General features: G+C 68.9%; 25 protein-coding genes and 1 tRNA gene. 15 read left to right on the forward strand and 11 right to left on the reverse strand.

Annotated elements, in window-relative coordinates; all coding sequences use genetic code 11:
• Nucleotide 1: 1 nt before the first annotated feature.
• The 6 genes from ATSB10_RS17300 to ATSB10_RS17325 form a co-directional block, all read right to left on the reverse strand.
• Nucleotides 2–817, reverse strand: a complete 816-nt coding sequence (locus ATSB10_RS17300; protein ID WP_063673967.1) for a dienelactone hydrolase family protein — start codon at nucleotides 815–817, stop codon at nucleotides 2–4.
• The gene (locus ATSB10_RS17305) at nucleotides 814–1,566 is read right to left on the reverse strand and encodes a serine aminopeptidase domain-containing protein (RefSeq protein ID WP_063673968.1); all 753 of its coding nucleotides are present in this window, start codon (nucleotides 1,564–1,566) and stop codon (nucleotides 814–816) included. Before ATSB10_RS17305 ends, ATSB10_RS17300 begins: the two co-directional genes overlap by 4 nt.
• Nucleotides 1,563–2,876, reverse strand: coding sequence for a porin family protein (locus ATSB10_RS17310; RefSeq protein ID WP_063673969.1), 1,314 nt, complete (start codon nucleotides 2,874–2,876; stop codon nucleotides 1,563–1,565). Before ATSB10_RS17310 ends, ATSB10_RS17305 begins: the two co-directional genes overlap by 4 nt.
• Nucleotides 2,877–3,031: 155 nt before the next feature.
• Nucleotides 3,032–3,808: a P-loop NTPase family protein gene (locus ATSB10_RS17315; RefSeq protein WP_063673970.1), complete on the reverse strand. Its 777-nt coding sequence runs from the start codon at nucleotides 3,806–3,808 to the stop codon at nucleotides 3,032–3,034.
• Nucleotides 3,805–5,355, reverse strand: a complete 1,551-nt coding sequence (locus tag ATSB10_RS17320) for an XrtA system polysaccharide chain length determinant (protein WP_063673971.1) — start codon at nucleotides 5,353–5,355, stop codon at nucleotides 3,805–3,807. Before ATSB10_RS17320 ends, ATSB10_RS17315 begins: the two co-directional genes overlap by 4 nt.
• Before the next feature lie 32 nt (nucleotides 5,356–5,387).
• On the reverse strand, nucleotides 5,388–6,008 hold the full coding sequence (locus ATSB10_RS17325) for an XrtA/PEP-CTERM system exopolysaccharide export protein (RefSeq protein ID WP_063673972.1): 621 nt from the start codon (nucleotides 6,006–6,008) through the stop codon (nucleotides 5,388–5,390).
• A gap of 128 nt (nucleotides 6,009–6,136) precedes the next feature.
• Here ATSB10_RS17325 and dusA point away from each other — a divergent pair, with 128 nt between their 5' ends.
• The 4 genes from dusA (at nucleotide 6,137) to ATSB10_RS17345 (ending at nucleotide 9,633) form a co-directional block, all read left to right on the forward strand.
• A complete protein-coding gene (gene dusA, locus ATSB10_RS17330; protein ID WP_425478138.1) occupies nucleotides 6,137–7,147 on the forward strand; it encodes a tRNA dihydrouridine(20/20a) synthase DusA in 1,011 nt (336 codons plus the stop codon).
• An 89-nt stretch (nucleotides 7,148–7,236) separates the two neighbouring features.
• The gene (locus tag ATSB10_RS17335; protein WP_017460551.1) at nucleotides 7,237–7,560 is read left to right on the forward strand and encodes a PepSY domain-containing protein; all 324 of its coding nucleotides are present in this window, start codon (nucleotides 7,237–7,239) and stop codon (nucleotides 7,558–7,560) included.
• Complete coding sequence (locus ATSB10_RS17340; protein WP_017460552.1) at nucleotides 7,560–8,252, forward strand: response regulator transcription factor; 693 nt, start codon at nucleotides 7,560–7,562, stop codon at nucleotides 8,250–8,252. Before ATSB10_RS17335 ends, ATSB10_RS17340 begins: the two co-directional genes overlap by 1 nt.
• The gene (locus tag ATSB10_RS17345) at nucleotides 8,218–9,633 is read left to right on the forward strand and encodes an ATP-binding protein (protein WP_063673973.1); all 1,416 of its coding nucleotides are present in this window, start codon (nucleotides 8,218–8,220) and stop codon (nucleotides 9,631–9,633) included. Before ATSB10_RS17340 ends, ATSB10_RS17345 begins: the two co-directional genes overlap by 35 nt.
• A 15-nt stretch (nucleotides 9,634–9,648) precedes the next feature.
• On the opposite strand, the gene ATSB10_RS17350 is transcribed toward ATSB10_RS17345, so the two are convergent.
• Nucleotides 9,649–9,996, reverse strand: a complete 348-nt coding sequence (locus tag ATSB10_RS17350; protein WP_063673974.1) for a hypothetical protein — start codon at nucleotides 9,994–9,996, stop codon at nucleotides 9,649–9,651.
• Nucleotides 9,997–10,190: 194 nt separating this feature from the next.
• Here ATSB10_RS17350 and ATSB10_RS17355 point away from each other — a divergent pair, with 194 nt between their 5' ends.
• The 4 genes from ATSB10_RS17355 (at nucleotide 10,191) to ATSB10_RS17370 (ending at nucleotide 12,807) form a co-directional block, all read left to right on the forward strand.
• The gene (locus ATSB10_RS17355; protein ID WP_063673975.1) at nucleotides 10,191–11,165 is read left to right on the forward strand and encodes a biotin--[acetyl-CoA-carboxylase] ligase; all 975 of its coding nucleotides are present in this window, start codon (nucleotides 10,191–10,193) and stop codon (nucleotides 11,163–11,165) included.
• Entirely contained in the window at nucleotides 11,162–11,920 is a 759-nt protein-coding gene (locus ATSB10_RS17360) for a type III pantothenate kinase (RefSeq protein ID WP_063673976.1), read from the forward strand. Before ATSB10_RS17355 ends, ATSB10_RS17360 begins: the two co-directional genes overlap by 4 nt.
• 31 nt (nucleotides 11,921–11,951) lie before the next feature.
• A complete protein-coding gene (locus tag ATSB10_RS17365; protein ID WP_063673977.1) occupies nucleotides 11,952–12,689 on the forward strand; it encodes an SPOR domain-containing protein in 738 nt (245 codons plus the stop codon).
• A 42-nt stretch (nucleotides 12,690–12,731) separates the two neighbouring features.
• Nucleotides 12,732–12,807 (forward strand) — tRNA-Thr (locus ATSB10_RS17370).
• A gap of 59 nt (nucleotides 12,808–12,866) precedes the next feature.
• Here the strand turns inward: ATSB10_RS17370 and ATSB10_RS17375 are convergent.
• The gene (locus tag ATSB10_RS17375) at nucleotides 12,867–15,767 is read right to left on the reverse strand and encodes an EAL domain-containing protein (RefSeq protein ID WP_063673978.1); all 2,901 of its coding nucleotides are present in this window, start codon (nucleotides 15,765–15,767) and stop codon (nucleotides 12,867–12,869) included.
• Nucleotides 15,768–16,085: 318 nt separating this feature from the next.
• Here ATSB10_RS17375 and rocF point away from each other — a divergent pair, with 318 nt between their 5' ends.
• The 7 genes from rocF (at nucleotide 16,086) to ATSB10_RS17410 (ending at nucleotide 21,805) form a co-directional block, all read left to right on the forward strand.
• Nucleotides 16,086–17,000 carry an arginase gene (rocF, locus tag ATSB10_RS17380; protein WP_063673979.1) on the forward strand — a complete coding sequence of 305 codons (915 nt, stop codon included), beginning with the start codon at nucleotides 16,086–16,088 and terminating at the stop codon, nucleotides 16,998–17,000.
• Between the two features lie 16 nt (nucleotides 17,001–17,016).
• Nucleotides 17,017–18,381 (forward strand): tryptophan--tRNA ligase, encoded by a 1,365-nt coding sequence (locus ATSB10_RS17385; RefSeq protein WP_063673980.1) that lies wholly within the window; start codon nucleotides 17,017–17,019, stop codon nucleotides 18,379–18,381.
• Between the two features lie 6 nt (nucleotides 18,382–18,387).
• Nucleotides 18,388–18,711 carry a hypothetical protein gene (locus ATSB10_RS17390; RefSeq protein WP_063673981.1) on the forward strand — a complete coding sequence of 108 codons (324 nt, stop codon included), beginning with the start codon at nucleotides 18,388–18,390 and terminating at the stop codon, nucleotides 18,709–18,711.
• Nucleotides 18,712–18,843: 132 nt separating this feature from the next.
• Nucleotides 18,844–20,073, forward strand: coding sequence for an MgtC/SapB family protein (locus tag ATSB10_RS17395; protein WP_083966282.1), 1,230 nt, complete (start codon nucleotides 18,844–18,846; stop codon nucleotides 20,071–20,073).
• Between the two features lie 92 nt (nucleotides 20,074–20,165).
• Nucleotides 20,166–20,570: a globin gene (locus tag ATSB10_RS17400; protein WP_063673982.1), complete on the forward strand. Its 405-nt coding sequence runs from the start codon at nucleotides 20,166–20,168 to the stop codon at nucleotides 20,568–20,570.
• Between the two features lie 60 nt (nucleotides 20,571–20,630).
• The gene (locus tag ATSB10_RS17405) at nucleotides 20,631–21,164 is read left to right on the forward strand and encodes a M48 metallopeptidase family protein (RefSeq protein WP_063674560.1); all 534 of its coding nucleotides are present in this window, start codon (nucleotides 20,631–20,633) and stop codon (nucleotides 21,162–21,164) included.
• 2 nt (nucleotides 21,165–21,166) lie between these two features.
• Complete coding sequence (locus ATSB10_RS17410; RefSeq protein ID WP_063673983.1) at nucleotides 21,167–21,805, forward strand: DUF6348 family protein; 639 nt, start codon at nucleotides 21,167–21,169, stop codon at nucleotides 21,803–21,805.
• Nucleotides 21,806–21,971: 166 nt separating this feature from the next.
• Here the strand turns inward: ATSB10_RS17410 and ATSB10_RS17415 are convergent, their stop codons facing one another.
• Genes ATSB10_RS17415 through pdhA form a run of 3 tightly spaced genes read right to left on the reverse strand, consistent with a single transcriptional unit; the run spans nucleotide 21,972 to nucleotide 25,415 of the window.
• The gene (locus tag ATSB10_RS17415; protein WP_063673984.1) at nucleotides 21,972–23,324 is read right to left on the reverse strand and encodes a dihydrolipoamide acetyltransferase family protein; all 1,353 of its coding nucleotides are present in this window, start codon (nucleotides 23,322–23,324) and stop codon (nucleotides 21,972–21,974) included.
• A 21-nt stretch (nucleotides 23,325–23,345) separates the two neighbouring features.
• A complete protein-coding gene (locus ATSB10_RS17420) occupies nucleotides 23,346–24,326 on the reverse strand; it encodes an alpha-ketoacid dehydrogenase subunit beta (RefSeq protein ID WP_063673985.1) in 981 nt (326 codons plus the stop codon).
• A 3-nt stretch (nucleotides 24,327–24,329) separates the two neighbouring features.
• Nucleotides 24,330–25,415 (reverse strand): pyruvate dehydrogenase (acetyl-transferring) E1 component subunit alpha, encoded by a 1,086-nt coding sequence (gene pdhA / locus ATSB10_RS17425; protein ID WP_063673986.1) that lies wholly within the window; start codon nucleotides 25,413–25,415, stop codon nucleotides 24,330–24,332.
• Nucleotides 25,416–25,578 lie beyond the last annotated feature (163 nt).

The following is a 25,578-nucleotide window of genomic DNA, read 5'->3' on the forward strand; positions in this document are numbered from 1 at the left end:
ATCAGAACGACTGCTGCATCCAGTCGGCGATAAACTCCCGCAGCCGTGCCCGGTCGCCTGCCAGGATGAAGGTGTGGTCGGCCTCCGGGAATGTCCGCACCTGCACGTTCGGATCGGCGGCAAGCGAGCCGAAACACTCGCCGAACTGCCGTGGGTGGTTGAAATAGCCCAGGGCGCCGCCGCTGTAGATGAAGCAGAGCTTCCGGCCCTGCTGCGCCATGCCGGTCAGTTCCGAGATCACCTGCTGCCTGGACGGCCATTCCACGGCGAAGCCCGGCAGGTCCACATCGTCTCGCCGGCCGATGCGTCGCAGCTGCCGCCAGGCCGCCCGGACCACCCGGACGGGGTGGAGCAGCCGCGGCAGGTAGTGACGCAGGTAGAAGCCGCGCGTCCGGTACGCGTAGCCATCCATGAACACGGTGCCGACCACGCGCGGGTCGATGCTCGCCACGTGGTGGGCGTTCTGCGCCCCGGAGCAAAGACCCATCAACACGAAGCGCGAGCAGCCGGCATGCTGCTGCAGTACCGCCATGGCGTCCTGCACATCGGCCAGCACCTGGTCCTCGCGCGAGCCGGCGTCGGCGGTGCCGCTGCTGTCGCCGATGGTGGAAAGGTCGAACCGGAGCGCCGCGTATCCCTGACCGGCAAGCATACGCGCCAGCTCCACCGTCATCCGGAAGGGGCCGATGCGATGCACCAGTCCCGCGTTGAGCAGGATGATTCCCGGACGGGGCGCGGCAGCGTCGCGGGAGTCCGGCGTGGAGAGCACCCCGATCAGGTGATCGTGTCGGCCGAAGCGGTAGGCCGCCTCCGTCATTGCAGCGTCTCCATATGGCGCTGCACGCGGGCGATCAGCTCGTGCGACTGGATGGCCACCTCGAGGCGGTCGAGGTCGTCCCAGCCGAGCGGCTCGTCCAGCGCCACGATGTTTCCGGCGCGGGGGAACACGTGGGCCGAGTCGAGCAGCAACGCGGCAGGAGGAACGGACAGGTGCATCGCCGCCAGCTCGTCCCCGAATTGTTCGCCGTGCGGAAAGCCCAGCCACTGGCCGGCACCTTCCGCCGCAGTCCGCGGACGGGCGAAGCGGCGGGTGTCGGCAAGCATCTCGGCATGCAACGCCTCGAGCTGCGCCCGATGCGCGACGCCATCGAGGATCGGATCGCACAGCATCAGCGCGTCGAACGGCTGCCGGTCATGCGCCTGCAGCGCGACGCTGCCGCCGAGCCGTGCGCCGAAGGCGAGCAGGCGGCGGCAGCGGCTACGCTGGCGCAGTTCCCCGGCCGCGACCAGGGCGTCATCGACGCAGCGGGCGAGCGTGGTCTGGTCGGCGTCGCCGCAGGAGTCGCCGCTGCCGTAGTAGTCGAAGCGCATGACGGCCAGTCCCCGCCGTACGAACATGTGCGCGAGCTGGCGGTACAGGCGATGGCTGCGGATCAGGTCCTGCCCCAGCGGTGGGCAGAGCAGGACCGCTGTGCTGGGCGGGTAGGCCGGTTCGGCCATGAGGCCGAACAGCGATCCTTGCGGCCCGAAGTAACCGGGTATCTCCTTGAGGAGCTCGCCACTCATCGCCGGAAGATCACCCCGACATAGATCCGGTTCTCGTGAAAGCTCTGGCCCGCCGCGTCGCTATGCCGCTGCTGGTGCAGGAAGGACACGCGCCACGACCAGTGCACCGTGCGCTGGTCGGTAAGGGCGACCTCGTAGCTGACCGTGCGGTCCAGGCGATTGAGGGTGTCGTAGCGCAGCCGCTCGCCGTTGACATAGGCCGAGAGCAGCAGCGTGGGACGGAACTTGTAGTCCAGACCGACGTTGGCGCCCTTGCCGACCTGATCGTAGGTCGTGTCGTTCACGTAGCTCAGCTTGCGATAGTAGGGAGCGAGCGAGAACGTCAGGCGGTCCGAGCGCCAGGCATAGGCGAGCTCGCCACGGCGCTCCAGATAGACCTGCGGCCCCACCACGGTCTGCCCGGTCACGATGCCGCCACGCCCCTCGACCGGCGAGGTGAGGTCCGGCTCGAGCATGCTCTGCGCCGCATCGGTGTATTGCCGCGCCAGGTTCACGCTCAGCGAATTGGTCTCGCTGGGGTGCCAGGTACCGGTGGCGCTCAGCATCGAGCCGGAATACGAGCGGGGCGAGCCCTGGTCGAACTGAAGGTGCGTCCAGCCGGCCGACACGTCCAGCTCGGTATGGGCGGAGCTGCCCTGGTAGCGGCCGAAGAACTGGTCGCGTCGGTAATCCGATCCCGGCAGCGCCGAGGTGTAGTGGACCTTCTGGGTCTCGGCGTTCAGCGATCCCACGTCGCTGTGGCTGAAGTCGTGGATCAGCCGGGCGGCGAACTGGCCGCGCTGCGAGTCGAACTGCTTGGTCTTCTGCGCCCGGCTGTCGATGTAGCGGGCATCCACCTGGCCATGCCAGGCCGACGCGAGATCGAAGCGCAGGGTCGGCCCCAGGCTGAGCACGTTGGTCTGCTGGAGGTTGGTCGGCGAATTGCTGACCGTCGAGTCGACCGGCTGCACCGCGGCGTAATCCTCTACCACGAAATCCAGGCGCTGCGGCGAAATGGACCAGTTGGCCTGGCCGGAGAGCTGGGTCTGGGTCTGGTTGCTGAAACGCGAACCGAGGTAGTCCCGGTATTCGATGCTGCCGAGCACATGGGCCTGCAGGTCCTCGCCCTGCTGGTCGAAGCGGAACGTGGCGCCCGGAATCAGCGTGCTCTGGCTGATCGGATCGGTCGCGCTCAGCGTGATGTTGTCGCTGTGCTCGATGCCGGTGTAAAGGGTGTAATCCAGTTGCCCGGCCCGGGCTCCGGCGCAGGCGAACAGGCTGGTGATCGTGGCGGCGAGGATGCGCCGTGAGCAGCGATGATGTGCGGACATAGTCTTACCCCTTCCGGGCCAGGATGCGGGGATGCGCGTGCTTCTCCCACCGGGCATGCCGATGGAAAACAGCTCACCTGCTCCCCTGTTTTGGGCCGCGCCGCCCTTGCGGGCGTCGCGCGGGTATCACGCGAAAACCTTGGCCAGTCGTCCTCTCAAGGAGCCTGGTTGAAGATCACGCCCGCCAGCTTGGACCGGTCGAACCTGCTGGCGGCCTGCATGATCGCTGCGGGTGTGTCCTTGCCGTAGCCGGCCACGAGCACGACGAAGTCCGCCAGTTCGGCCAGGATGCGGGCATCCGGCGACCCCTTCACGGCAGGGCCGTCGAGGAAAATGTAGCGGTCGTTGTAGCGGCTCCGCAGCGAGTCCACCATCGCCCGCATGCGGAACGAGGAAAAGTACTCGCCGACATTCTCGCGCGCAGTGCCGGCGGGAATCAGCCGCACGTGGCGCAGCACGGTCGGATAGATCACCGACTGGATTCCGCGCGAGGGATGGTCGAGGAAGTCGATCAGGCCGCCGTTGTCGGTATCCACACCGAGCACGCGGTGCTGCTCGGGATAGCGCAGGTTGCAGTCGATCAGCAGGCTGGTCTTGGACTGGTCGAATGCAAAGGCCGCGGCCAGGTTGCGCGCCACGAAGCTTGCGCCGCAGCCGGGGCTCACGGCCACCACCAGGGTGATGAAGTTCTGGTCGTTGGCCAGTTCCAGGAGCCGGGTGCGGATCTCGCGGAACACGTCGGCCTGGCTGCGCGAGGACTGCTCGGCATGGATCAGCCGCCGCTGCTCGAGCTGGGACGGCACCAGGGCACGCGTCTCCTCCATGAGTGCGATCGACTGGCTGTCGCTCTTGCGCGGAAGCTGGTCGCCCGGTCCGTTGTTGGAACCGACCGGCAACTGGCCTTCCCCGGTATGGTCGTCGCGCATGTTCATGCTGCAGCCCTCAGGTTGATCCATACCGAAACGAGGTAGGCCAGCACGATGGCGAAGGCGACCGCTCCCAGCAGGATGAACTGCATCTGCTGGCGACGACGGTCCTGCGGCGCCTGGTAGTACGGAATGGTCGCCAGCATGGGCAGCCCGGTGAGCTGCTCGAGCTGTTCGGCCGAGCGGACGCGGGGATCGAACCGTACCAGCAGGAACAGCAGTCCGAGCGGTACGCCGATGGCCATCACGATGCCGACCAGGGCGAAATGGATGAAGCGCAGTCCGGATGGCGCCAGCGGCAGCGTGGCGGGGTCCTGCACGATGAAGTTCAGTCCCTGCTGGGTGGCGTCCAGGTTCATCGAGACGCGCGCGTTCTCCCGGCGCTTGAGCAGATCCTGGTAGACGTCGCGGTTGACGTCGTAATCGCGGGTCAGCTCGGCGACCACGTTCTCCGAACCGGCCACGCGCTTGGCGCGCTCGAGCTCGTCGTTGAGCATGGCCTGGCTGGCGCTCAGGCGCGCGCCGGTGGCGGCGATGTCTCCGCGCAGCGCGGCGAGCTGGCTCTTCAGTTGCTGGTACAGCGGGTTGAACTGCGCATTGCCGTCGATCGCCACTGGTGTGCCGGCGAGCTTGGCGGCCTGCCGCTTGGCGTCTTCGGCCTGGATCTGCCGTTTGATGTCGTCCATCTGGTGGCGGGTCCGCACCACGTCCGGATATTCGTTGGTGTAGTTGAGCAGCAGCTTGTCCAGTTTCGCCTGCAGGTCGGCCAGTTGGGCGCGGTAGACGCCGTCGGTGGTCTGCACGGCGGTCACTTCGGATTCGCCCGAGAGCTGGGACATCAGCGACGCTTCCTGCGAGCGCTTCTGCATCAGGTCGAGCTTGGCGGTCTCCACCTGGGTGCGCAGCTCGCTGATGCGCGAATTGATGTTGGCGTCGCTGCCGGGCCGCGCGTCGATGTTGTTCTCGCGATAGCGCTTGAGGTTTTCCTCGGCGGCCGTCAGTTTCTGCCGGTACGCCTCGACCTGGCTGTCGATGAACTTGTACGCGTCGCGGCTCTCGCGCTGCTTGGACGCGAGGCTTTCGCTGATGAACAGCTTGCTGAAGTCGCGGGTCACCTCGAACGCGCGCTTCGGATCGGAATCGTGATAGCTGATGGTGATCAGGTTGCCGTGGCTCAGATTGACCACGGTGCGAGCCTTGATGCCGTCGATGATGCGGTCGATCTCGGCCGGGGACGGTTTGTCCTGGAGCAGACCGGCGTCGGCGAGCACCTGGTTCATCACCGGGCGACTGAAGATCACGTCACGCGCGATGTTGGCGCGATTCTTGGTGCCCGTCGGCGAGGCGGCGCCCTCCATCAGCGGCGTGATGATGCTGCTCTCCTGCGCGAGGATCGTGGTGCTCGCGTCGTAGCGCTTTGGCCACGCAAGACCCAGTGCGAGCGCGCCGAGCGCGATCACCACGAAGATCAGGATCATCGTGCCCAGCCGGCGCCTCGCCTCGGTCAACAGCACCGGTAGCAAGGACTGCAGGCTCGGTTGTTCGTCCTTCATGAGTACCGCTCCCCCTGTCGGGCTTTCCTGGTTCAGAACGAGCGCTGCGGCACGGTGATGACGTCGCCCGGCTGGACCGGATAGTTGGTGCCCAGCTTGCCGTCCTGAAGGATCTGACCCAGCTGCACCGCGTAGGACGAGGTGGTCGACTTGGTCTTGCGATAGAGCTCGGTCCGGTCCGGTGCCGCGAACTCGGTGATGCCGCCTGCGGCCAACACCGCATCGAGCACCGTCATGCCCTGGTGGTAGGGAATCGAGACCGGATTGCGTACAGCGCCGGTCACGCGGACCCGCAGCAGATACTCGTGGCTGCGCAGCTCGGTCACGATGACCGCCACCTGCGGATCGCGGATGAAGCTCTTCAGGCGCTCCTTGATGTCGGCCGACACCTGGTCCGGCGTCTTGCCGCCCGCCACCACGTCTCCGATCAGTGGCACCGTGATGCGGCCGTCCGGACGGACCGGCACCTTCACGCTGAGGTCGGGATTGTTCCAGACCGAGACTTCGAGCAGGTCATCGACGCCGATGTGGTACTGCGTCATGGCCTGCGCATCGGGGTTGAACACGGGCGCGTCGGTCGAGCCCTGGGTGGTCGCACATGCGGCGAGCACGAGGCTGAAGAGCGCTGCAAGTAGAGCCTGATAGATCTTCATAAATGTGAACCAGTTCCATTGACTCGTTGTTAACCGGATATTAGCAGCCAATTGTTTCCGGGAGCCATGCCGGGGTGCCGGGAGCGCAGATCGGTTCCGACCCCAAGCGGTCGGTTTTCGGCGACCATATGCCGATGCCAATCGCGATCCCGCCCTCTGCCACCCCCTGGCGCGTCTGTGTCGCCCCGATGATGGACTGGACCGACCGGCATTGCCGGTATTTCCACCGTCTGCTGTCCCCCCACGCGCGGCTTTACACGGAAATGGTCACCAGCGCGGCGCTGGTGCGCGGCGGGCAGCTCCGGCTGCTCGAGCACAGCCAGCAGGAACACCCCGTGGCACTGCAGCTGGGCGGCAGCGAGCCGGAAGAGCTGGCGCAGGCCGCGGTGTTCGGCGCCCAGGCCGGCTACGACGAGATCAACCTCAACGTCGGCTGCCCCTCCGATCGCGTCCAGTCCGGCCGCTTCGGTGCCTGCCTGATGCTGGACCCGGGGCTGGTGGGACAGTGCGTCCGGGCCATGCGTGATGCTGTGCAGGCCGCGGGCTCAAGCATTCCGGTCACGGTCAAATGCCGCATCGGGGTGGACGACCAGGACGCTTACGCCGGCCTGCAGCGCTTCACCGAGGCGATGGTGGAGGCCGGTGTGCAGATCCTTGTCGTGCATGCCCGCAAGGCGTGGCTGCAGGGGCTGAGCCCGAAGGAGAACCGCGAGATCCCGCCGCTGGATTACGACCGGGTCTACCGCCTCAAGCGGGAGTTCGCCGGCCTCACCGTGGTGATCAACGGTGGCATCACCACGGTGGCCCAGGTGCGCGAGCACCTGCAGTCCGTCGATGGCGTGATGCTCGGGCGGGCGGCGTACCACGATCCTTTCCTGCTGGCGGAACTGGAGACCGCCCTGTACGGCGAACCGCTGCCGGCCCGCGAGGCGGTGCTGAGCCACCTGCGGCCCTACGTGGAGGCGGAGCTGGCCCGGGGCACGGCGCTGAAGCACATCACCCGGCACCTGCTGGGTCTCTATCAGGGTCAGCCGGGGGCGCGCGCTTTCCGCCGCATACTGAGCGAGGGGGCCCATCGACCGGGGGCGGGCTGGAGTCTGCTGGAAGAGGCGATGGATCCGGTACGCGTCGCGGCATGACAGGGGGTGTCGTTCGGGCCACTATTCAGGCCGCGGCCCTTAACCTCGGGCGCTCCTCGGATTCCCCGTCGAGGTCGGATCACGAACGTATGACACCCAAGACGCTTATCCTGACGCGCCTGCTGGTCGTGCCGCTGTTGTTGGCGGCCGCTGGTCCCTGCCTGGCCAAGCAGGACACGAATCTCACGCTGGACCAGGCGGTGGAGCAGGTGCAGCACGACACGGGGGGCAAGGTGCTGTCGGCGGATCGCCGCGAGTTCGGGCGCAGGACCGAGTACCGCATCAAGGTACTCACGCCCGGCGGTTACGTCCGCACCGTCACGGTGCCCTCCGAATCGGACCGGCGCCCGGCGCCGGCCCAGTCAACCAAGAATCCGGCCGGAAACGGCCGGGGCAACAAGGAGAAACACTGATGCGCATCCTTTTGGTGGAGGACGAGGCTCCGCTGCGTGAGACGCTTGCCGCGCGGCTGAAGCGCGACGGGTTCGCCGTGGACACCGCCCAGGATGGCGAGGAGGGCATGTATCTGGGTCGCGAGGTGCCGTTCGACCTGGCGATCATCGATCTGGGCCTGCCGAAGATGTCCGGCATGGACCTGATCAAGTCGCTGCGCGAGGCCGGCCAGCGCTACCCGATCCTGATCCTGACCGCCCGCGGCGGCTGGCAGGACAAGGTGGAAGGGCTCAAGCACGGTGCCGACGACTACCTGGTCAAGCCGTTCCATGTCGAGGAGCTGCTGGCGCGCATCAACGCCCTGGTGCGCCGCGCCAGCGGCTGGTCCAAGCCGGTGCTCGCCTGTGGCCCGATCAAGCTCGACACCACCGCGCAGACGGTCTCGGTCGAGGGCAAGGTGGTCGACCTCACCAGCTACGAGTACAAGGTGCTCGAATATCTGATGCTGCACGCCGGCGAACTGGTCTCCAAGGCCGACCTGACCGAGCACATCTACCAGCAGGATTTCGACCGCGACTCCAACGTGCTCGAGGTGTTCATCGGTCGCCTGCGCCGCAAGCTCGATCCCGAGAGCACCATCAAACCCATCGAGACCGTACGTGGACGCGGATACCGTTTTGCCATCCCCCGAAGCGACGGCGACGAGGACTGAGCCCTCGTCCACGCGCCGCCCGCTGTCGCTGGCGGCGCGTGCGGCGATGGCGACCGGCCTGGCGCTGGCCGGCTTCCTCGGCATCATCGGCGTCACCCTGTCCCAGGCCAAATACCAGACCGCACTGAGCGGGCTGCGCGACCGGCTGGAAAACGACGTGCTGGCCTATCTGGCGCTGATCGACGTGGGCCGCAACGGGCGGCTGCTGATGCCGTACTCCTCGCCGGATCCGAGCTTCTCGCGCCCCGGTTCCGGGCTGTATGCGGTAGCGACCGGCGAGAACGGGTTCCACTGGGAATCCTCCTCGGCGATCGGCCGGGACTTCGGCTTCCTGTCACCGCTGAAGCCGGGCGAGACGCGCTTCGTCGGACCGATCGATACCCGCATGGGTCGGCTGTACTACTACAGCTACGGCGTGGTGTTCGAGTCGCAGGACGACCGGAAGGTGCCACTGACGTTCACCGTCGCCCAGACCGAGGACCAGTTCAAGGGCGAGAACGCGACCTACCGGCGCTCGCTGATCGTCTATCTCTCGACCCTCGGGGTGATGCTGATCGTGCTGCAGATGCTGCTGCTGCGCTGGAGCCTCACGCCGCTGCGCAAGGTGGCGGCGGACATGAGCCGGGTCGAACGCGGCAAGAGCGATTCGCTGGACAGCCAGTACCCGCTCGAACTGACCGGACTCACCGAGCGCATCAACGGTTTCATCGAGAGCGAGCGCGAACAGCGCACGCGCTACCGCAACACGCTGGCCGACCTGGCGCACAGCCTGAAGACGCCGCTGGCGGTGATCCGCTCCCGGCTGGAGTCTTCCAGCGAAGCCCCCCAGCTGGCCCATGACGTGCTGGACCAGGTTCGCCGCATGGACGAGCTGGTCGCCTATCAGCTCGCGCGGGCGGCCACGACCGGGCGCCAGCCGTTCGCCACGGCGATCCCGCTCGGTGGGCATGCCGAAGACCTGGTGCAGAGCCTGGAAAAGGTCTACGCGGCAAAGAACGTGCTGTGCGAGTTCGAGATCGAGGAGGGCGTTGCCTTCTACGGCGAGCAGGGTGACCTGCTCGAGCTGATGGGCAACCTGCTGGAGAACGCCTTCAAGTGGTCGCGCCACCGGGTGTTGCTGATGGCCAGTGCACGGACCCAGCCGGGCAAGCAGCGTCCCGGGCTGTCGCTCAGTGTCGAGGACGATGGCCCGGGTATCGAGCCGGACCAGATCGAGCGGATCCTGCAGCGTGGCGTGCGCGGCGACGAGCGGGTCCAGGGCCATGGCATCGGCCTGTCCATCGTGCAGGACATCGTCAGGGCCTATCGGGGCGAACTGGTCGTGGACCGTTCGCCAGAACTGGGCGGAGCGCGATTCAGCGTGGAACTGCCGCCGGGCTGACCGGCGAAGCCGCGGTTACTGGATCGAGCCGGGCAGCAGCGACTGCCAGCCCGGGCTGGCGTGGTGCGGTGCGGCTTGGCGCGCGCTGCCGCTGACGGGCAGGTTGCCGGTCGGATCGCTGTCGGCGTCGCTCGAGCTGCTCGCCGGAGCGCTTGCACTGGTGTGCTGCGGGAGGCTGGTGACGTCGCCACCGCCGGATGCCGATGTGCTGTTGACCAGGGTTCGTGAGGACGTGCTGTCCGAGCTGGACTGCTGTCCGCCGCCGTTGAGACCGCCGAGATCCGAAGACGCCGCGGACGCGAGCGCGGGCAGCGACAAGGCCGCCGCGAGGGCACTTCCGACGATCCAGTGCGGTGCGTTCATGGCGACTCAACCCCTTGATTCGCATGATCCAGACCACCGAGGGTGACAGAAAGCCCGACCCGCCGCCAGTGTCGCGCCCGGGTGTCGGGGCGCGCCGGATGGGGCTGCGCGAAAGCTCGGGATAGAATCGGCCGCCATGCATGCCATCCCGTTTCCCCCCGGTGCGTTCGTGCCGATCACGCTCCCGTCCCCCGATGCAAGCGCCTGACCTGCTCGCCGCGCTGGCCGGTGGCCACCCCGTGTCCGGTGCACGGCTCGCCGAGGCCGCCGGGGTGACCCGCGCCGCGATCTGGAAACAGGTCGAGGCCTTGCGCGCCCGTGGCGTTCCGGTCGAATCCCACGGCAGCGCCGGCTACTGCCTGCCCTGGGCGGTGGACTTGCTCGACGCGGACCGCATCGCAGCCCTGCTGCCGTCATCCGTGCGCAACCGGCTCGGCGCGCTGGAGGTGTTCTGGGAGCTGGACTCGACATCCAGCGAGCTGCAGCGCCGCGGTGCGGCGACGCCCGACCTCAGCATCGTGCTGGCGGAGACCCAGACGGCCGGTCGCGGTCGACGCGGACGTACCTGGCTGTCGCCGCCGGGGCTCAATCTGTACCTGTCGTGCCTGAAGCGTTTCGAGTCCGGGATGGCCGGGCTGGGCGGCCTCTCGCTGGCGGTGGGCGTGATCGCGATGCGTGCGCTCGATGCGCTCGGAGTGCGGGGCGCCGGGCTGAAGTGGCCGAACGATGTGCTGGCCGACGCCGGCAAGCTGGCCGGCATCCTGGTCGAGGTCAGCGGCGAATACCAGGGCCCCTGTGCGGCGGTGATCGGTATCGGCCTGAACCTGCGACTGACGCCCGCGCTGCGCGAGCAGGCCGGTCAGCCGGTGGCCGATCTGGCCGGCCTGTGCAGCGACGACCCGCCCTCGCGCATCCGCACGGCGGCAGCCCTGATCGAGGCACTGGCCGAGGGCCTGGAGGCTTTCGAGCGGGACGGCTTCGCCGCCTTCGTCGATGACTACGCCCGCCACGATCTGCTGCGCGACCAGCCGTTGGCGCTCAGTGGCGCACAGGGCGACCTGCGCGGCACCGGTGCCGGCGTCGATGCACGTGGCGCGCTGTGCCTGCGACTGGACGATGGCCGCATGCAGCGGATCGACAGCGCCGAAGTCACGGTGCGCCGCGCATGAGGCTGCTGCTCGATCTGGGCAATACCCGGCTGAAGTGGTGGGCACTGGACGCGGGCCGGCGGCTCGGCGAGGGAGCGGTCGCCTGGGCCGAGCCGGTCGCCGAACGTCTGGCGGCCGCCTGGGCCGGTCTGCCAGAGCCGGAGGCGGTGTTCGGCGCGTCGGTGGTCGACAGCGAACGCGAGCGACTGGTCGACGCGCAGGTTCGTCGGTGCGGCGGGGGGGCGATCGTCTGGGTGCGCAGTCCGGCCGAAGCCTGCGGCGTGCGCAGCGCCTACGCCGATCCCTCGCGCCTGGGCGTGGACCGTTTCCTGGCCATGGTCGCGGCGCATGCCGACGGCCGCTCGCCCTGTGTACTGGTCGGCGTCGGCACCGCGCTCACGCTGGACGCCCTGCGCGGTGATGGCCGCCACCTGGGCGGGCTGATCGCGCCGGGGCCCCAGCTGATGCAGCACTCCCTGCTCGGCGCCACCGTGCAGGTGCGGCCGGAGCGCCCGGGCGAAGTCGCCGCGCTGGCCGACAACACCGCCGATGCGGTCGCTTCCGGTTGCTGGGGCGCCTGCGTGGCGCTGGTCGAGCGATTCGCGGTGCAGGTCGAGCCGATGCTCGGGGCCGGTTCGACCCTTCTCTTCGGCGGCGGCGACGCGCCCCTGCTGCGGGAACTCGTCGCCCGGCCCGGCGAGCTGGTGGTCGATGGCGTGTTGCGTGGCCTGGCAGTGTGGAGCGGTACCGCGTTGCCGCCCGTCGTGGCCGACTAGAATCCACGGCAGTACCGGAAGAGATCTCTGGATGTTCCTGCGACTCCTGTTCGTTCTGCTGATCGCACTCAACATCGCCGTGGGTGCCTGGCTGGTGCTCGGGCAGGACGATGTGACCGTGCCGAGCGCCGCCGATCCGGGCGTGCCCGTGCTGCACCTGCTGACCGAGCGGCCGGACCTGTCCGCCGCCACTCCTGCGCAGGGCACCAGCGCTCCGGCCGATCCTTCCGCAGCGGATGGCGTCGCGATCGCCGCCTCTTCGCCGGCCGCCGGCCGGTCGGCGCCCCAGCCGGTCGGCGGCTCCACCGCGGCAAGCTACCAGTGCCTGGCGCTGGGGCCGTTCCCCAGCCTGCAGTCCCTGCGCAGCGCGCGCGAACGACTGGCGCCGGAGCTGGCGCGCAGCCAGTCGCGCCAGGAGCAGTCGCAGCAGTCGCGTGGCTGGTGGGTCTACCTGCCGGCGCAGACCAGTCGCGCGCAGGCGCTCGCCGTGGCGCAGCGGCTCGCCGATGCGCACTTCAGCGACTATTTCGTGGTCAGCTCCGGCGACCAGCCCAACACGATTTCGCTCGGCCTGTTCAAGGATCCGGCCAACGCGCGCAAGCGCCGCGAAGACCTGGTGGCGGCCGGTTTCCCCGCCCAGATGACCGAGCGGGTGGAGACCGTGCCCGAGTACTGGCTCGACGTCGTCGTGCCCGATGCCAACTCGGCAACCTGGCGCCAGCGCGTGCACGAGCTGGCCGTCGGTTCGCACAGTACCGGCTGCTTCTGAGCCGGTGCGCGGCGCACGTCGCCTGCTAGAATGAGCGGCGATGCCGGTATAGCTCAGTTGGTAGAGCAACTGATTTGTAATCAGTAGGTCGCGGGTTCGATTCCTGCTGCCGGCACCAGGTTGTGCAGCGAAGGCCGCGCTTGCGCGGCCTTTTCGCTTTCGGGTGCGCGGTGCTGCCTATCCCGCGTCGGATCGCGGCTCGACCGGACGTTGCCCAGTTGCCGGCAGGGTAGGGTCCCGCCCGGTCTTCCTGGCCGGCCGCTTCATCGAATGCGGTGCGGGCGTCGTGCCATCGCTGCGTTGCCCGAGCAGTTCGTCCAGCGGCATCGGACGGGCCACGCCGTGCCCCTGGACATAGTCGACGCCGATCTCGCGAAGCAGGTCGCGAGTCGCGTCGTTCTCGACGAACTCGGCGATCGTCCGCAAGCCGAAGATCTTGCCGATCTGGTTGATCGAATCGACCATGGCGCGGTCGGCCCGGTCCGAGCGCATCTGGCGCACGAAGGCGCCGTCGATCTTCAGGTAGTCGAGCGGCAGATGTTTGAGGTAGCCGAAAGACGCCATGCCGGAGCCGAAGTCGTCCAGCGCGAAGCGGAACCCGCGTGCGCGCAGGAGTCCGATGAATTTCTGCGCCTTGTAGATTTCCGAGATCACGGCGGTCTCGGTGACCTCGAAGCAGATGCGTGCGGGCGACACCTGCTGTTCCGCCGCCATGGCCAGGATGCTTTCGGCAAAGCGCAGATCGCCGAGGCTGGCGCCGGAAAGGTTGATCGCACAGGTGTGCACGTTCTCCATGCCGATCCGTCGCAATGCCCTGAAGGTGGCGCGGACCACCCAGCGATCCACCGCCTGGATGAGTCCGTAGCGCTCGGCGGCGGGGAGGAACACCGAGGGCGGGACCAGCCGGCCTCCCGGTTCGCGCATGCGCAGCAGCACCTCGAAGTGCAACGGGGCACCGATGGCCGGGGCGGCAGGCTCGATCCGCTGCGCGTACAGACAGAAAAGGTCCTGATCCAGTGCTTCGCGAACGCGGGCCGTCCACTGCACCATGCCGCGCCGTCGGCTCAGGTCGGTATCGGTGGCGCGGTAGATCTGGATGCGGTCGCGTCCTTTTTCCTTGGCCAGATAGCAGGCCGCGTCGGCCGCACGGATGATCGCGGACAAGTCCTCGAAGTCGGTGCCGATGCCGACCAGTCCGATGCTCACGCCGACCGAGAACGCGCGGCCATCGGCGTAGAAGCGGAAGCGCGATACCTGTTCGCGCAGCGCTTCGGCGACGCGCGCGGCATGCCGGAGCGTGCAGTCGTGCAGCAGTACGCCGAATTCGTCGCCGCCGAGCCGGGCCAGCGTATCGCCGTTGCGGAGGCTGCCCGGCATCAGGCAGGAAAGCTGGCGCAGCAACTCGTCGCCGGCGACGTGCCCGCAGGTGTCGTTGACGATCTTGAACTGGTCCAGGTCGAGGAACATCAGGGCATGGGGTACCCCGGTGCGGCGGACCTGCTCCAGCGCCGCGCCCACGCGGTGTTCGAACTCGCTGCGGTTGATCAGGCCGGTCAGCGGGTCGTGCGTCGCCTGGTAGGTGATCTGTGCGGCGCTGGCCCGTTCCTGCCGCGCGTCGCGCAGCACCAGCACCGCGCCCCGGGTGCTGCCGTCCTGGCCCAGGATCAGCGAAGACGAGGCGTCGGCGGGGATCTCGCTGCCGTCGGGAAGCAGCAGTGCGGCACGGGCGGCCAGCGTCACCGGGTGCGACTCGGCCAGCGCCAGCGCGACCGGGTTGTCCAGCTCCTGCCGCGAGGCCTCGTCGATGAAGCGACACAGCGACGTCGCGGGTGCGCCGTGCACGGACTCCCCGCTGGTCTGCAACAGTGCCTCGGCGCTCGGGTTCATGTAATCCACCCGCCCCTGGGCGTCGGTGGTGATGACCGCCTCGCGGATCGACTGCAGGGTCACGAGGGCCCGCGCCTTCTGTTCGAACAGCTGCTGCTCGGCCAGTCGCTGCTCGGTGATGTCCCGCATCGCGCCGGCCAGGCGGGTGCGCCGACCGTGTTCGTCGCGCATGGCCCCGCCCTGCAGGCGGATCCAGCGGATCTCGCCGTGCGCCGACAGCAGGCGGTAGTCGCATTCGTGCCCGTCGTCGTCGCTGTCGTCGACGCTCACGCGGCGGGCGAACAGGGGGCGGTCGACGGGGTGGAACAGCTCCAGCATGCGCGCCAGCGGAACCTGGTCGGGCCAACCCGGGTAGCCCAATGCCGCCATGAAGCCCGGCGAGACGTGCACGGCGGCCCGGTCGACGTCGATGTCCCAGATCCCGTGCCTGCTGGCCGCGATGGCGAGCTTCTGCCGCGCCTCGCTGAATTCCAGCGAAGCCGCCATCCGTCGCTCGCTGGCAACGGTACCCCGTGCCCGGACCAGTCCCGCCCCCGTGAGCAGGGCTGCGCACATCAGCGTCACCAGCTGCAGCAGGGCCTCGGCCTGGCGCGACGCCTCGCCGAGTGCGGCGGAGAACTGCTTCTCCAGCGGAGTGGTGGCGCGATCGATGGCGCGGACCCGTTCCAGCGCCAGCACGGCGCGCGCCTGCCCGCCATGTTCGACCTGCTCGCGGATCTCCGTCGCGACCCGCATCAGGTCCAGGATCCGGGCGTCCGCCTCGCGCCAGATGGCAACGGCGCGCGCCACCGGGCCGTAGCCGTGGAAATAGCGGTAGAGCCGGATCATCCGCGGGAAATCGCCGGGATGATTGCCACCCTGCCCGAAGCCGTGCTCGACGATGCCGGGGTCCGGTGCCGGCTTGTCCAGCTCCACCCGTGCGGCATGGTCGCCGAGCGGAACCGCGATCGCCTGCAGGTATCCCGCATAGTGCCGCGCATCGCCGGTGCGGACATACAGCTCCAGCTGTCGCACGGCTTCTTTCTGTCCCTTGGTCCACAGGCTCTCGCCGCCGACGTACGCGCGCGCGGCCGAGAGGGTGTCCATGCTGAAGAAGGACAGCAGGACGAGGAACGTGATGATCGACAGGAAGGGCCAGGTGATGGCCAGGACCCCTTTCGCGACCGTCCTGGCCGTTGGATAGGTGGACATGCGGACTCCGGGAGCTTCGCGACCTCCAAGGGGGATTTCAGATGGTTCGGATACCTGCTCCGGTCGGCGGGGCGGCCTCGCCGGGGCCGGATCCGGGCCATGTCACGCTTTCGGCATCGACATGGCGTCACTTGAGTCGCCGGGCCGGTCTCGGTGCGATGCGCCTGAAAGGCCGCCTCACGCGGGTTAGAATGGGCGTTCGTAAATGCTGGGCGTGCCTCGCACGTCCGGCACGGCGGGGCCGCGGTTCCCGCTTTCACCGCGCAACGCCCGCGCCCCGTCAGACGGGGTGCGGACGCACCGAGACGACGAGGCATCATGAGCAAGCAGAGCATTTCCCTGATTGGCGTTCCCACCGATATCGGCGCGGGTCATCGTGGCGCTTCGATGGGGCCGGAGGCTTTGCGTGTGGCCCGGCTGGGCGAGAAGCTGACCAGGCGCGGGCTGCAGGTGCACGACCGGGGCAACCTGGTCGGTCCGCTCAATCCGTGGCAGCCGCCGACGGATGGCTACCGCCACCTGGCCGAAGTCGCCGCCTGGAACCAGGCGGTGTTTACCGCGGTGCAGACCGAGCTCGCGGCCGGGCACCTGCCGATCATGCTCGGCGGCGACCACTGCCTGGCGATCGGCTCGATTGCCGCGGTCGCCGCGCACTGCCGGGCGCAGGGCAAGTCGCTGCGCGTGCTCTGGCTGGACGCGCATTCGGATTTCAACACCGCGCTGGCCACGCCCTCGGGCAACATCCACGGCATGCCGGTGGCCTGCCTGTGCGGCAACGGCCCGAGGGAGTTGGTGCAGATCGGCGGCCACGTACCGGCGACCTCGCCGGACGTGTTCCGGCAGATCGGCATCCGCTCGGTGGACGATATCGAGAAGCAGCTGATCCGCGACGCCCAGGTGCAGGTGTTCGACATGCGCCACATCGACGAGAACGGCATGAAGCGCACGATGGAGCTGGCGCTGTCCGGCATGGACGAGGACACCCACCTGCACGTGAGCTTCGACGTGGATTTCCTCGACCCGACCATCGCGCCGGGCGTGGGCACCACGGTGCGCGGCGGCCCGAACTACCGCGAGGCGCAGCTGTGCATGGAGATGATCGCCGACACCGGCCGCCTCGGCTCGCTCGACATCGTCGAGCTCAACCCGGCCTACGACAAGCGCAACCAGACCGCCAAGCTGGCAGTGGACCTGGTCGAATCGCTGTTCGGCAAGTCCACCCTGATCCACTGAGCGGCAGCGTCCACGCATGCAGACCCGAGTCCTCACCGGCATCACCACCACCGGCACGCCGCACCTGGGCAACTACGTCGGGGCGATCCGCCCGGCGATCGCCGCCAGCCAGCGCGCCGAGGTGGATGCGTTCTACTTCATGGCCGACTACCACGCGCTGATCAAGAGCGACGACCCGGCGCGCATCGAGCGCTCGCGGCTGGAGATCGCCGCGACCTGGCTGGCCGCGGGGCTGGATCCGGAGCGCGTCACGTTCTATCGCCAGTCGGACATCCCGGAGATCCCGGAGCTGACCTGGTTCCTCACCTGCGTCACCGCCAAGGGCCTGCTCAACCGCGCGCACGCCTACAAGGCGGCAGTGGACAAGAACATCGCCGAGGGCGAGGACGCCGACGCAGGGATCACCGCCGGCCTGTACATGTACCCGGTGCTGATGGCCGCGGACATCCTCGCCTTCAACGCGCACCAGGTGCCGGTGGGGCGAGACCAGATCCAGCACATCGAGATGGCGCGCGACATCGCGCAGCGCTTCAACCACATCTACGGCCGCGATTTCTTCGTGTTGCCGGAGGCGCTGATCGAGGATCAGGTGGCGACGCTGCCCGGCCTGGACGGCCGCAAGATGTCCAAGAGCTACGACAACACCATTCCGCTGTTCGCCGCGGGAGCGAAGGGCATGCGCGAGGCGATCATGCGCATCGTCACCGACTCGCGGATGCCGGGCGAGCCGAAGGATCCTGACAGCTCGGCGCTGTTCACCATTTTCCGCGCCTTTGCCAGCGAGGCGGAGAGCCAGGCGTTCCGCACCGCGCTGATCGATGGCATCGGCTGGGGCGAGGCCAAGCAGGTGCTGTGCGAGCGCATCGAGGCCGATGTCGCGCCGATGCGCGCGCGCTACGACGCCCTGATGGCGAAGCCGGCGCAGATCGAGGCGGCACTGCAGGAGGGCGCCCGCAAGGCGCGGGCGATCGCCCGGCCGCTGGTGGCCGAGTTGCGCGACGCGATCGGCCTGCGTTCGGGCGCCGCCGTGGCGGTTGCGACCCCGGCGGCGGCCGCGACGCCGAAGTCGGACAAGCCGCCGCGCTTCGCCAGCTTCCGCGATGCCGACGGCCGCTTCCGCTTCCGCCTGTTCTCCGGTGACGGCGATGAGCTGCTGCTGTCGCAGCCGTTCGAGGACCCGAAGGCGGCCGGTGTCGTGCAGAAGCGGCTGCGTTCGCTCGGTGGGGCCGCGGCCGTGGTGCAGACCTCGACCGCAGGCACGATGCTGGAACTGGATGGTGCCGCCGTCGCCCAGCTGCAGCTGGGCAGCGGCGAGGGGGCGGCGGACGAGGCGCTGGCACGGCTGCGCCAGGCGTTGGACCAGTTGGCTGCGCAGGACTGATTCCCGATGCGCTACCTCGCCCTGCTGCTGCTGGCCCCCTGGCTCGCCGTGCTCGGCTGGGCCTATTTCGCCTACCCGAAAAGCCTGCCGCGCACCCTGGGGCGGCGCGTGTTCGACCTGACCGCGCTGCTCGCGGCCGCGGCCGCCACGGTGGGCGCGGCCGTGCTCGGCTACGAGGCGGTGGAGCTGCCCACGGTCGACCAGTTCGGCCGGGCCAGCGGAGCGATCTGGCAGCAGGTGTTGCCGGCGCTGTACGGCTATGGCGCGTGCGTGGCAGTCCTGCTGCTTGCGCTGGGGTTGCGCTGGCTGGCGTGGGGACGGCGTCGCTGACGCACGCAAACGGCACCGGCTGCGGCATGATCGGCTGCATCGGGCTGACCCGTCCCGGAGAGTCCCCTTGTCCTCCATCGCTTTCACCGTCGCCGCCCGCCGTATCGCCGGCCTTCATCAGGGGGTGACCCGGTGAACGGGTGGATCGGCCTGGCGGTGGCGCTCGGTATCGGCCTGCTGATGGGCGCCGAGCGCGAGCGCCGCAAAGGCGCGGGTACCCAACGGGCGGTCGCCGGCATCCGCACCTTCGCGGTGGTGGCCGTGCTGGGCGCGGTCTGCGCCAGCGTGGACCTGCGCCTGCTGATCGTGGCGCTGCTGGCGCTCACCGGGTTGCTGGCCGTGGCCTATGCGCGCGACCGCAGCGACGATCCCGGGTTGACCACCGAGACCGCGCTGATCGCCTGCCTGGTGCTGGGCGGCATGGCGGTGGAACACCCGGCGTTGGCTGCCGCCACTGGCGTGGCGGTCACCGGGCTATTGGCGTCGCGCGACTGGCTGCACCGTTTCGTCAGCGGTGTGCTGACCACCGCCGAACTCAACAATCTGCTGGTGCTGGCGGCCGCCACCCTGATGGTGCTGCCGCTGATTCCGGACCGCGCGATGGGCCCGTTCGGGGCGATCCAGCCGCACACGATCTGGATCATCGTGATCCTGGTGATGGCGATCGGCGCCGCGGCGCACGTGCTGCTGCGCTGGCTGGGCAGCGGGCTCGCGCTGCCGCTGGCGGGCCTGTTGTCCGGCTTCGTCTCCAGTGCCGCCACCATCGGCGTGATGGGCGCTCGCGCCCGCAGCCTGCCGGACCAGCGCCCGCGCGCGGTCGCTGCCGCCGTGTTGTCCACCGTGGCGACCTTCATCCAGATGTCGGTGATCCTGGCGGTGGCGGACGTGCATGTGCTGCAGCGGCTGGCCGTCCCGTTGCTCGCTGGCGGCCTGGCGGCCGCGCTGGTGGCCGTCATCGTCCTTTGGCGGACCCGCAATGCCGACGATGGCCGGGCGATCGAGGCCGGTGCCGCGGCCTTCAGCCTGAAGGGGGCGCTGATGCTCGGTGCGACCATTGCCGCCGTGCAGCTGGTGGCCGCGGCGTTGCGCGCATGGCTGGGTGACGGAGGGTTGCTGCTCACCGCGGCGGTCGCCGGGCTGGCCGATACCCACGCTCCAGCCGCGAGCTTCGCCACGCTGTCTGCCCAGGGCAGCATCGCGCCGGCGCAGGCGGTGGTACCGATCGTCGTGGCGTTGACCACCAACACCGTCTCCAAGGCCGTGATCGCCGCCGCCGCCGGCGGCCGGACGTTCGCCCGCCCGGTGATTGGTGGCCTCGCGGTGGTACTGCTGGCGACCTGGGCCGGTTTGCTGCTCGCCTGATCGCGGTCAGGCGCTTGCGGCGCTACGCCCCATCGAAGACCGTGCGTGCGGCGGCTAACGTGGGCGGCTGATCGAACGCGGTATTCCCCCTCATGACCGACAGTTACGACGACCTGCAGGCGAGCTACGGGCGCTGCCTGCGCAAGGGCCACTTCATCGAGCGCTTCTACGCGCTGTTCATGGGCAGCCACCCGGACATTCCGCCGCTGTTCGCAAACACCGATTTCAGCAAGCAGAACATGGCGCTGCGGCGGGGCATCAGCTCGGCCATCGTACACGCGGCCGGCAGCCGCCTGGCCGAACGGACGATGGCAGGGATGGCCGACGTACACGGCTCGCGCGGCCGCGCGCCGGTGCCGCCGGCGCTCTATCCATACTGGGTCGACAGCCTGATCGCCGCGGTGGCGGAGTTCGATCCGGAGTACACGCCCCGGCTGGGCCAGCGCTGGCGCCAGGCAATGGAAGCGACCACGGCGTTCTTCGTCAGCCGCTACTGAGCGGCGCGCCGGCGGGTGTGGGGCTCGGCGTCTGCTGTCCGCCGTGCGAACATCGCGGCCGTGACGACGCTGCGCTATCTCCAGGGCTACCCCGACCATCTGCAGGAGCAGGTGCGCGCCGCGCTGGCTGCGGGGCACCTCGGCCGCTGGCTGACCGAACGCTATCCCGAACGCCACGACGTGCAGAGCGACAAGGCGCTGTACGCCTACACCATGGCGCTCAAGCAGTCCCATCTGCGCAACGCGCCGGGCATCGACAAGGTGCTCTACGACGCCAGGCTCGACGTGGTGAAGAACGCGCTCGGCCTGCACACCGCGATCTCGCGCGTGCATGGCGGACGGCTGAAGGCGAAGAAGGAGATCCGCATCGCCTCGGTATTCCGTGAGGCGCCGGCCGCGTTCCTCGAGACCATCGTGGTGCACGAGCTGGCCCACCTGAAGGAGCTGGGCCACAACAAGGCCTTCTACCAGCTGTGCGAGCACATGCAGCCGGACTACCACCAGCGCGAGTTCGACCTGCGCGTGTATCTCACCTGGCGCCAGCTGGCGCCCGCCGCCGTCGCCACGGCGAGCACCGATTCCGACAAGGCATGACGATGGACGACGCGGCACTGCAATCCGCCCTGCGGCGGCTGTTCGCACGACACGAGGTGGAGCTCGAGCCGGACGAGGACGGCTGGCTGCTCACCGACGGCGACTTTCCCGCCATCCGTGCCCACTGGCGTCCCGGTACCGGCAACGAACCCGGACGGCTCGACGTCGACGTGGTGGTGGACGAAGAGCGCTGCCTGGAGGACAGCTTTGCCGGCGCCGACGTACGCGAGGCGCTGGCGGCGTTCGAGCAGTCGAGTTTCCACCTGCTGCTGGCCGCGTGCTGGTATCTCACCGACGACCGGCGCATGCGCATCGCCGCATGGGACATCGGCGTGCGCACCTGGGACGTGTTCGTCGGGCCGCTGGTGATGCGGCCGCCCGCCAGCGAGCCGTTGCCCATGCCGGCCGATGCCGCGCTCGCCCTGCAGCATTCGGCGGGGCAGCTCCCGCTCGCCCCGCAACTGCACTGGATCCACCTGTTGCATCGCCGAACGGGCGACGGCGCCGTGACCCGCGAGGCGTTGCTCGACGGGGAGCTGTGGCCCGCCGGCACGGCGATGCTGGAGGCCAGCGCGTGGCCGGAACTGTCGCCGGACACCGCGGCGCGGCAACTGGTGCTGCTGGACGTAAGAGACTACTGAGCGTACCTACCTCGTAGGAGCCCGCTTGCGGGCGATGCTCCTACCCCTGATGTACATCGGAGCCGAAGAGCATCGCCCGCGAGCGGGCTCCTACGGAAAAGCGGCGCCCAACAAAAAGCCCGGGAGGCGTGAACCTCCCGGGCCTTTCAGCGCACGACCGGCCGAATCAGTTCGGCAGGGCCATGTCGTCCAGCAGCGCCTTGAGGAAGCGCGCGGCTTCGCCGCCGGTGGCGGCGCGGTGGTCGAAGGTCAGGCTGATCGGCATGCGACGGTGCACTTCGATGCCGCCGATCACCGCCACCACGTCGTGGCTGAGCTTGCCGGCGCCGATGATCGCCACGGTCGGCGGCACCACCACCGGAGTGGCGTAGCGGCCGGCGAACATGCCGAAGTTGGACAGGCTGATGGTGTAGCCGGACAGTTCCGTGGACGGAATCGAGCGGTCTTCCACCTGCGTGCGCAGGCGCTTGATCGCCGCGCGCACACCGGCACCGTCGAGCATGTCGGCATTGCGCAGGGCCGGCACGAACAGGCCGTCGTCGGTGTCCACGGCGATGCCGATGTCCACGTGCGGGTGCAGGGTGCGGGTGAGGTTCTTGCCGTCGAACCAGGCGTTCAGCGCCGGCACCGCCTTGCAGGCGGCGACGATCGCGCGCACCAGGCGGGCGGTGATGTCCTGCTTGCCGATCCAGGCGTGCAGGTCGGCGTCGTCGACCAGGGTGGTCGGCACCACGTTGGCGTGGGCCTCGGCCATCACACGGGCCATGTTCCGGCGCACGCCCTTGAGCTGCTCCGGCTGGCCGCTGGCGGTCTGCGACGGCGGCGCGGTGCGCACCGGCTTGCCGGCCAGCGAGACCGCGGTGCGCGAGGGCGCCGGGCCCGGCTCGGGCAGCTGCGGGGCCAGGTGGCGACCGGCCGACTCCGGCACGGCACGCGCCGGGGCGGCGCCGAGCGGGGCGCTGCCGTCGGCGGCGGCCTGCTTCACGTCCTGCAGGGTGACCACGCCGCCGGCGCCGCTGGGGCGCACGCGGGTCAGGTCGACCTTGAGCTTCTTGGCCAGCGCGCGCACGGCGGGCACCGCCTTCACGCCGCCGACGTCGGCGGCCTGCTCGACGTGCACGGTGTTGCCGCTGACCATGGCGCCGACCACGGTGCCCTCGTCCTCGCGGTCCGCGCTGGCAGCGGCCGGGGCGGGTGCCGGAGCGGGCGCGGCCTTCTTCGGCGGTGCGTGGTGGTGGCCGGTCGGCTCGGCCTCGGCGCGCTGCTTGGCGTTCGGGTCGGGCTCGAAGTCGGCCAGCGCGGCGCCGGTCTCGATGATGTCGCCGGCGGCACCGTGCAGCCTGGTCACCTTGCCAGTGTACGGCGAGGGCACGTCGACCACCGCCTTGGCGGTCTCCATCGACACCAGCGGGGCGTCGAGCTTGACGGTATCGCCTTCCTTCACGTGCCACTCGACGATGGTGGCGTCGGGCAGGCCTTCGCCGAGGTCCGGCAGGTGGAATGTCTTGATGTCAGCCATGGGGATTCGATCCGTTGAGGGTTAGCTGGCAGCCAGCGTGCGCAGGGCGGCGTCGACGATGCGCGCGGTGCTCGGCATCTGCTTCATTTCGAGGCGGTAGAGCGGCGTGTGGATGTCGTAGCCGGTGACGCGCTCGACCGGGGCGAGCAGCTCGTACAGGCATTCCTCGGCCACGCGCGCGGCGATCTCGGCGCCGAAGCCGGCGGTCTTCGGGGCCTCGTGCACGATCACGCAGCGGCCGGTCTTGCTGACCGACTCGGCGATGGTGTCGAAGTCCAGCGGGGTCAGCGTGGCGACGTCGATCACCTCGGCGCTGATGCCCTGTTCGGCCAGCGCGTCGGCGGCCTCCAGGCATTCCTTCACCGGCGCGCCCCAGGTCACCAGGGTCACGTCGGTGCCATCGCGCAGCACGAAGCACACGTCCAGCGGCAGCGCCTCGCCGTCGTCCGGCACTTCTTCCTTGTACTGGCGGTAGATGCGCTTGGGCTCGAAGAACATCACCGGATCCGGATCGCGGATCGCCGCCAGCAGCAGGCCGTAGGCGCGCGCCGGCGAGGAGGGCATCACCACGCGCAGGCCGGGGATGTTGGTGAACAGGTGCTCGTTCGCCTCGGAGTGGTGCTCGGGGGCGTGGATGCCGCCGCCCCAAGGGGCGCGGAACACCGCCGGCACGGTCAGGCGGCCGCGGGTGCGGTTGCGCATGCGTGCGGCGTGGCAGGCGATCTGCTCCATCATCGGGTAGATGAAGCCCTCGAACTGCGCCTCGGCCACCGGCTTCATGCCCTGCACGGCCATGCCGACGGTGACGCCGGCGATGGTGGTCTCGTCCAGCGGGGTGTCGAGCACGCGCAGTTCGCCGAACTTCTGCTGCAGGCCCTGGGTGGCGCGGAACACGCCGCCGTTGACGCCGACGTCCTCGCCCAGCACCACGACCGAGTCGTCGTGGGCCATCTCGTAGGCAAGCGCCTGCGTGACTGCTTCGATAAGGGTGATCTGTGCCATGACTTAGTGGGCCTTCTTCTCAAGCGCCAGCGCGAATTCGCGCTGCTTTTCCAGGTCCGCCGGGATCTCGGCGTAGGTGTAGTCGAACATCGCCGTGATCGGCTGGGTCTTGGTCTCGAGGTAAGCGTTGACCTCGTTGTCCATCCAGTCGTCGCACTCGGCCTTCCAGGCTTCTTCCTTGGCGTCGTCCCACACACCCTTGGCCACTAGCCAGTTGCGCAGGCGCTTCATCGGCTCCTTCGCCCAGCCTTCCTTCACTTCGTCCTCGCCGCGGTAGCGGCGGGCGTCGTCGGCAGTGGTGTGGTCGCCGAGGCGGTAGGTGACCGCTTCGATCACGCTGCCGCCCTCGCCGTTGCGGGCACGCTCGAGCGCATCTTCCATCGCCTTGCGCACGGCGATGATGTCGTTGCCGTCGACCTGGATGCAGTAAAGGCCGGCCGCGATGCCCTTCTGCGCCAGCGTCGGCGCGCCGGACTGGATCTTGCGCGGCACCGAGATCGCCCACTGGTTGTTGACGATCACCGCGACCATCGGCAGGTTCTGCGCGCCGGCGATGTTGATCGCGCCGTAGAAGTCGCCCTTGGACGAACCGCCGTCGCCGATGGTGCACACGGCCACGCGCTTCTCGCCGCGGATCTTGAACGCCAGCGCGGAACCGGCCGCGTGCAGGCACTGCGTGGCGATCGGCACCGACCAGGCGAAGTCGTGGCGGGCCGGCTCGTTCTGGTAGTCGTTGCCGCGCTCGTCGCCGCCCCAGTACATGTAGACCTCGCGCGGCTGCACGCCGCGGTACAGCTGTGCGCCGTACTCGCGGTAGCTCGGCGCATACACGTCTTCCGGCTTCATCGCCGAACCGATGCCGACGTGGGCGGCCTCGTGGCCCAGGCAGCTGGCGTAGGTGCCGAGCTTGCCGGTGCGCTGCAGCGCGATCGACTTGGCGTCGAACACGCGGGTGGACATCATCAGCTTGTACAGCTTGACCATGTACTCGAGGTCCTGCGTGAACGCAGGGAGGTCGTCACGCACCTGCTTGCCCTCGGCATCGAGGTACTGCAGGTATTCGATCTCAAACTTGGCGGCAATCGACACGAGTCGCTCCGAAGGTGGGAAAAGGGGAGGCGCAGAGGCCGCTGGGGGTGCGCCGGGAGAACTCCCGCTGGCGCACAAAACTCCCAGAAAATCCTGCAATTGATAGCAGGCCGGGCGGTTTTGCCGCAAGGCACGGCGCAGCATGCGGGGCAGTACGGGACTG

Source organism: Dyella thiooxydans (assembly GCF_001641285.1).
Lineage (GTDB): Bacteria > Pseudomonadota > Gammaproteobacteria > Xanthomonadales > Rhodanobacteraceae > Dyella_A > Dyella_A thiooxydans.

Coding starts and splice junctions, on each gene's coding strand:
- ATSB10_RS17305 (WP_063673968.1), bottom strand. CDS start 1,566: ATGAGTGGCGAGCTCCTCAAGGAGATACCCGGTTACTTCGGGCCGCAA.
- ATSB10_RS17355 (WP_063673975.1), top strand. CDS start 10,191: ATGCAAGCGCCTGACCTGCTCGCCGCGCTGGCCGGTGGCCACCCCGTG.
- rocF (WP_063673979.1), top strand. CDS start 16,086: ATGAGCAAGCAGAGCATTTCCCTGATTGGCGTTCCCACCGATATCGGC.
- ATSB10_RS17360 (WP_063673976.1), top strand. CDS start 11,162: ATGAGGCTGCTGCTCGATCTGGGCAATACCCGGCTGAAGTGGTGGGCA.
- ATSB10_RS17400 (WP_063673982.1), top strand. CDS start 20,166: ATGACCGACAGTTACGACGACCTGCAGGCGAGCTACGGGCGCTGCCTG.
- ATSB10_RS17320 (WP_063673971.1), bottom strand. CDS start 5,355: ATGAAGGACGAACAACCGAGCCTGCAGTCCTTGCTACCGGTGCTGTTG.
- ATSB10_RS17365 (WP_063673977.1), top strand. CDS start 11,952: ATGTTCCTGCGACTCCTGTTCGTTCTGCTGATCGCACTCAACATCGCC.
- ATSB10_RS17340 (WP_017460552.1), top strand. CDS start 7,560: ATGCGCATCCTTTTGGTGGAGGACGAGGCTCCGCTGCGTGAGACGCTT.
- ATSB10_RS17310 (WP_063673969.1), bottom strand. CDS start 2,876: ATGTCCGCACATCATCGCTGCTCACGGCGCATCCTCGCCGCCACGATC.
- ATSB10_RS17300 (WP_063673967.1), bottom strand. CDS start 817: ATGACGGAGGCGGCCTACCGCTTCGGCCGACACGATCACCTGATCGGG.
- ATSB10_RS17325 (WP_063673972.1), bottom strand. CDS start 6,008: ATGAAGATCTATCAGGCTCTACTTGCAGCGCTCTTCAGCCTCGTGCTC.
- ATSB10_RS17415 (WP_063673984.1), bottom strand. CDS start 23,324: ATGGCTGACATCAAGACATTCCACCTGCCGGACCTCGGCGAAGGCCTG.
- ATSB10_RS17375 (WP_063673978.1), bottom strand. CDS start 15,767: ATGTCCACCTATCCAACGGCCAGGACGGTCGCGAAAGGGGTCCTGGCC.
- ATSB10_RS17420 (WP_063673985.1), bottom strand. CDS start 24,326: ATGGCACAGATCACCCTTATCGAAGCAGTCACGCAGGCGCTTGCCTAC.
- dusA (WP_425478138.1), top strand. CDS start 6,137: ATGCCGATGCCAATCGCGATCCCGCCCTCTGCCACCCCCTGGCGCGTC.
- ATSB10_RS17385 (WP_063673980.1), top strand. CDS start 17,017: ATGCAGACCCGAGTCCTCACCGGCATCACCACCACCGGCACGCCGCAC.
- ATSB10_RS17335 (WP_017460551.1), top strand. CDS start 7,237: ATGACACCCAAGACGCTTATCCTGACGCGCCTGCTGGTCGTGCCGCTG.
- ATSB10_RS17350 (WP_063673974.1), bottom strand. CDS start 9,996: ATGAACGCACCGCACTGGATCGTCGGAAGTGCCCTCGCGGCGGCCTTG.
- ATSB10_RS17315 (WP_063673970.1), bottom strand. CDS start 3,808: ATGAACATGCGCGACGACCATACCGGGGAAGGCCAGTTGCCGGTCGGT.
- ATSB10_RS17390 (WP_063673981.1), top strand. CDS start 18,388: ATGCGCTACCTCGCCCTGCTGCTGCTGGCCCCCTGGCTCGCCGTGCTC.
- ATSB10_RS17410 (WP_063673983.1), top strand. CDS start 21,167: ATGGACGACGCGGCACTGCAATCCGCCCTGCGGCGGCTGTTCGCACGA.